Here is a 4,904-nt window from a genome sequence, read left to right as displayed (position 1 = left end):
ATATAAAGGGTTATATTAATGATAAGAAATTTTCGTCGTTTGACACAATTATAAATAATAGTCAAGATAGTAAAGAATTTAAAAAATATTTGATTTTAAGCAAGTTAAGAAGTATAGAAAATAAATATAGATTTAATATTGATGTTGAAAAAACAACGTCTCCTTTTCTTGAATTAGAAAAATTACAGACTACATTTGAAATTGATTTTGAAAAATTGAATATAATATTGCAATCATCAAAATCAAATTTTATTGAAGATAGTATTAAATATGGTAATTATATCAATACTGAATATAAATATATTAAGAAAATCAGATATGACTACTTAGCTATTGCCATATTCATAGTATTGGCTTACTCAATTCTAAATTTTTTTATAAACCGTATAGGTTTAAAAAGTAAGAATAATGTTCAAGATACCATAGAAAACATAAAGACAGATAAATCTATAATAGATAAAGTACAAAAGGTTCTTAATAGAGATAGAGTAACACAACTTGAAATAGATCATTTAAAAAAGTTAGTAGATAGAGTAAGAGATAATCTTGAAAAATATAAATTTGATAACGTTAGCGAATCTATATTATATATAGATACTGTTAAAGCAGAACGCAAATCAATTGAACTATATAATAGATCTACATTAATGTTAATTTTAGGCTTATTGATTGCCGTTGTAGGGATTGTCGTCTTTTATTTTACTTTGCCCGAAATTAATGATGTAAAAGATAAATCTAATTATTTTATATTAATTATCAGACCCTCATTAATTTTGATTTTTATCCAATCAATATCCTTTTATCTATTAAAACAATATAGATCACTAATCAACGATTATAAATATTTCCACGAGGAATATATACAAAAATCGAATATTTTTATCTCACATCAACTAATGCAAAATGAGAAAATTAATGAGTTTGAAGAAAAACTTATTATTAAACTTCTTTCCTCAGAATCCAAAGATATTAATTATATCAATGAAAATGATATATCTCAAATGCCCGCAGATAAGTTATTAGAAATGTTAAAATCTATAATTGATAAAGTAAAAATTTAAAAGCAGTTATTATAAAAATTTATATGTGCTAAACTCAATTAGAATTAGTTACGTTTGGCTGCGCTAGCCCGAGCATCCTTGCTCATGCTAAAACATAAACAAACCAGGGCATGGTGAAGAATTATCTAAAAAAGCTCTTTCAGAAGGAAAATCCGCCAGTTATACAAAGTATTGATTATAAGCAGCTTTCCATAGGGTGGAATGCAGACCCGGTGTCGCCTGAGGTTAAAATAAAGATTCAGGACTACGGCTTGCTGCTTGATATAGACCTTAACTATTTTGCGTTTAAAAGTTATAAGGAAGGCGACAGGCTGGAAATTTTTTTTAACGGCTGCTCTAAATATACATTAAACAGTTGCAATGATGAAGGTTATTATTTTGGGCAATATCGCATAAAGCCGGACCAGTTGCCCTGGGGCGAATTCTATGAAATTACAGGCGGTGCAGACAGTAATTTTCCTGAACCGGTAGTTTTGACGCCCGAAAAAGAAAATCAAAAGCATTTTATCTTCTTTTTTAAAGACGAAACTTTTGAGTGCCTTGCTGATAGTTTTTTACTTACTTTTAAAACCGTGTAAAATAATAACCCAAGCGTGACCCTCGCACTAGGTGTTTAGAGATGCCTCAACTCCGCTGCGCTACATTCTACATGGAAGAAATAAAACTAAAATTATAGCAAAAGTACAATGACCCGGCAGGATATTTTAACTTTGCTTATGTCCTACCATAAGCTTATTGAAGACTTTGATTATAGCTTAGCTGTTGAATGGGCAATGCATTGTGTTGAAGCCGGCAATACCAATGTTGATATCCTTATGTTGGCTTCGTTTGAAAAGTATCCTGAAACACTTGAAATTATCCCGTATCTGAACCGTGCAGTTAACGTAAAGGAACCTTCACCGGAGAATATAGATAAATCTTTTTACATAGCAGGGGCTTTGTATTGCAGCAATATTACGCAAGGAAAGCAAATTTGCGAAAGCATGAAAAAGATAGATAAACTGTATGAGCGTGGCTTAGTTCCGGAGTTTGAAGCCTTGAATCTATTGAGTTGGGCCTGGATTGATTTTGATTTTGGCGAACAAAATACCCCTTACTATGAAACCACGCCTGAGCGTATTGAAGATGATGTGAAAATGGAGGCCCAGAAATTTCTTGATGCTGTGCTTAAAATAGATTCTCCACTGCATTTTGAATGACAAACGCCGCCGTTTAACCCCATAAAACCAAAGCCATTACTACCCGGTTGTGCTAAATTTAATATAGCCTTCCGGGTATTTTAATGTATATTTGGTTAAAATCAACCTTACATGAGCTTTTTTAAAAGAATTTTCGGCAAAAACAACCCACAACCAGAAGATACTGTAAACAAAACTACAAAACGGCCTGAAGGCGACGGTGCAGCCGACACCAAAAGCAGCAGCCCCGAAGAAACGGCACTTCAGGAAAAGTTTAAGGTTGAGATGTATGAATCGTTAAAGCGCTACCATTATGAGCCTGCTTTGGATTTTAAGCTTAACCTTACCGACAGTAACGGCGATGTTTACCGGGAGCATGAAGCGTTTGGCGGCACGTATCAGGAATGGAGCGGTGTGCGCTCTTACTGGGACAGGATGGGGATATTTTATAAGCAGTGGGATGATACCGAACTGCAAAAGCTTGCCAAATGGCAGGTTATTCAGCGCTATGTAAACGACAGGATGCCGCTTGAGGCGCTCGATTTCTTTAAGAGCAAGGTTACAGAGGAGGATTATATGGATATAAGGCTGCCTGTGGCGCTTTCTAAGATGAACCGAAGCCTTAATGCCGTTGCCAATGCAAAACTGTTTGCAGAGGGCGCTTATAAGCTTCGCCCGGACCTTGATATGGTAAAAACGGAGCTGGCAAGCGTACTGCACCTTTCAGACGACCAAGCCGACAAAGAGAAGGCACACCAGCTTATGCAGGAAGTGCTCGAAAAGAAAATAAAAGCATTGGGCGAACAGGAAATTGCCCTGCTTAATTTCTTCCTTTTCGGCGTAGATTATATAGATTCTTCTGTATTTGCAGCTTTATACCTTAATGCCGGCGAAGCCGGGCTTGATGCCTGGGACACTATGGCGAATGAGTATTACTATTGTCCGCACTTCAGGTATGAACACGCAGTGGTACTGCATAAAAATAATGAAACCGTGAGCATGTTGGCCAAGCTTGATTCGCTTACAAGTGAGTTCCCGTGGTTTAAAGCAGGTGTGAATACTTATGCTGATGCGATACTCTCTATACGCGAGTCGATGAACAACCCTGATTTTATGAGAGACGAATTTGCCAAGCTGGAGGAGTACAAATTGATGTGGAAGCATTAAAACCCTGAAAAACTAATCCTGAACGATAAAGTCTTTCGGGTCTTCTTTTTTGTATTCGGGCTGTATATTCACATGGTTAATGTTGAATTTATGGTACAGCACGTCTTCTATCTGCATCAGCAGGTCGTTAAATTGAGAAAGGTTTATGTCTTCAGTGCAATCTAAATGCGCCTCAAGGTGCAACTCTTCTTCGTTAAGGTGCCACACGTGTATGTGGTGCAGTTTGTTTACGCCAGGTATTTTGTGCACTTCGCGCACCATTTCTTTAATATCGATAAAATCGGGTGTAAACAGCATCAGCATTTTGGTGGAGTCACGCAACAGCCCACCACCCACTACTATCAGGTAAAGGGCAATCAGCAGCGTCATCAGGCTGTCTACCCAGTACAATTCCCAATATTTCATGGCAAGCCCGCCTACAAGCACTGCTACCGATGCCATCATATCGGTAAGCAGGTGCAAATAAGCCGATTTCATATTGAGGTTATGCGCTGCATCTTTTTTAAGCAACAGTACCGATAATCCGTTCACTACAATACCCAATACTGCAAGCCATATTACCAGCCCGGGCTTTATAAACACAGGTTCATAAAAGCGTTGTACGGCCTCTATAATCAGGTAAACGGCTACACCCACCAATATGAGCGCATTAATAAAAGCTGCCAGCAGTTCTGAGCGTTTGTAGCCAAAGGTGTGCTCTATGGTAGCCTTTCGGCGCGACAGCTTATGCCCCACATAACTGAGTATAAGCGAAAGCACATCGCTAAAGTTATGCAACGCATCTGAAAGCAGCGCCAGGCTGCCGGAGATTAAACCCCCGACAACCTGTGCAACTGTTATAACTATATTAAGCAGTATAGAAAGGACAAGGTTTTTGCCCTTTACTTCATGTTTATGTATGTGTGGGTGATTACTCAATCAGTAATTTTTAGCAGGGAATTTTATTTACCCGGTTTTGGTGGCGTCCGCCTTCAAATGTGGTGTTAAGGAATGTATCTACCATTTCTACTGCCTGGGGTATGGCGGTAAAACGGGCCGGTATGCTTATTATGTTGGCATCATTATGCTGGCGCGCCAGCGCCGAAATTTCTTTGGTCCAGCAGAGGGCAGCACGAATTTTTTGATGTTTGTTGGCTGTCATTGCTACACCGTTACCGCTTCCGCAAATAATTATACCAAAATCGGCTGTGCCGTTTGCGACATCATTGGCTACGGGATGCACAAAGTCGGGGTAATCTACGCTGTCAAAACTGTCGGTACCGTGGTTAATAACTTCTATACCTTTGCTTTCAAGGTGTTTTACAATGGCCTGTTTATAGTCGGGCCCGGCATGGTCGTTGCCAATAGCTATTTTCATAGGTGTTGTTGTGTTGTGTTACGGGGCAAAGTTACCAAAAGAAATTCGAGTAAATGATAAAAATATCCTAACCTGCTGTAACACAGAAAAGAGGCGTTTACAGCTTTATAATTTATCATAATAATTGTTAAAATCCTACAT

Annotated in this window: 6 protein-coding genes; 4 read left to right on the top strand and 2 right to left on the bottom strand. The window is 38.1% G+C overall.

From position 1 onward, the window contains the following. From Q0K96_RS14955 to Q0K96_RS14940, 4 genes are all read left to right on the top strand, one after another. Positions 1 to 1,061 (top strand): hypothetical protein (locus Q0K96_RS14955; protein WP_297334784.1); only part of this gene is annotated, 1,061 nt, incomplete at its 5' end. 110 nt (positions 1,062 to 1,171) lie between these two features. Then, positions 1,172 to 1,639: a hypothetical protein gene (locus Q0K96_RS14950; protein WP_297334783.1), complete on the top strand. Its 468-nt coding sequence runs from the start codon at positions 1,172 to 1,174 to the stop codon at positions 1,637 to 1,639. A 138-nt stretch (positions 1,640 to 1,777) separates the two neighbouring features. Continuing rightward, complete coding sequence (locus Q0K96_RS14945; RefSeq protein WP_297334782.1) at positions 1,778 to 2,260, top strand: hypothetical protein; 483 nt, start codon at positions 1,778 to 1,780, stop codon at positions 2,258 to 2,260. A gap of 111 nt (positions 2,261 to 2,371) precedes the next feature. Then, positions 2,372 to 3,406: a hypothetical protein gene (locus Q0K96_RS14940; RefSeq protein ID WP_297334781.1), complete on the top strand. Its 1,035-nt coding sequence runs from the start codon at positions 2,372 to 2,374 to the stop codon at positions 3,404 to 3,406. Between the two features lie 12 nt (positions 3,407 to 3,418). On the opposite strand, the gene Q0K96_RS14935 is transcribed toward Q0K96_RS14940, so the two are convergent. After that, positions 3,419 to 4,324 (bottom strand): cation diffusion facilitator family transporter, encoded by a 906-nt coding sequence (locus Q0K96_RS14935; protein ID WP_297334780.1) that lies wholly within the window; start codon positions 4,322 to 4,324, stop codon positions 3,419 to 3,421. A 10-nt stretch (positions 4,325 to 4,334) separates the two neighbouring features. Continuing rightward, positions 4,335 to 4,763, bottom strand: a complete 429-nt coding sequence (gene rpiB / locus Q0K96_RS14930; RefSeq protein WP_297334779.1) for a ribose 5-phosphate isomerase B — start codon at positions 4,761 to 4,763, stop codon at positions 4,335 to 4,337. Positions 4,764 to 4,904 lie beyond the last annotated feature (141 nt).

The organism is Flavobacterium sp., from assembly GCF_024305175.1.
Classification (GTDB): Bacteria; Bacteroidota; Bacteroidia; order Flavobacteriales; family Flavobacteriaceae; genus Flavobacterium.
The sequence above is the reverse complement of the archived record's forward strand: the minus strand, read 5'-3'. Positions and strand labels throughout refer to the sequence as shown.

Bases quoted from the DNA above. Each gene is read 5' to 3' on its own strand.
- Q0K96_RS14950 (WP_297334783.1), top strand. From the start codon at position 1,172: ATGGTGAAGAATTATCTAAAAAAGCTCTTTCAGAAGGAAAATCCGCCA.
- Q0K96_RS14940 (WP_297334781.1), top strand. From the start codon at position 2,372: ATGAGCTTTTTTAAAAGAATTTTCGGCAAAAACAACCCACAACCAGAA.
- Q0K96_RS14945 (WP_297334782.1), top strand. From the start codon at position 1,778: ATGTCCTACCATAAGCTTATTGAAGACTTTGATTATAGCTTAGCTGTT.
- rpiB (WP_297334779.1), bottom strand. From the start codon at position 4,763: ATGAAAATAGCTATTGGCAACGACCATGCCGGGCCCGACTATAAACAG.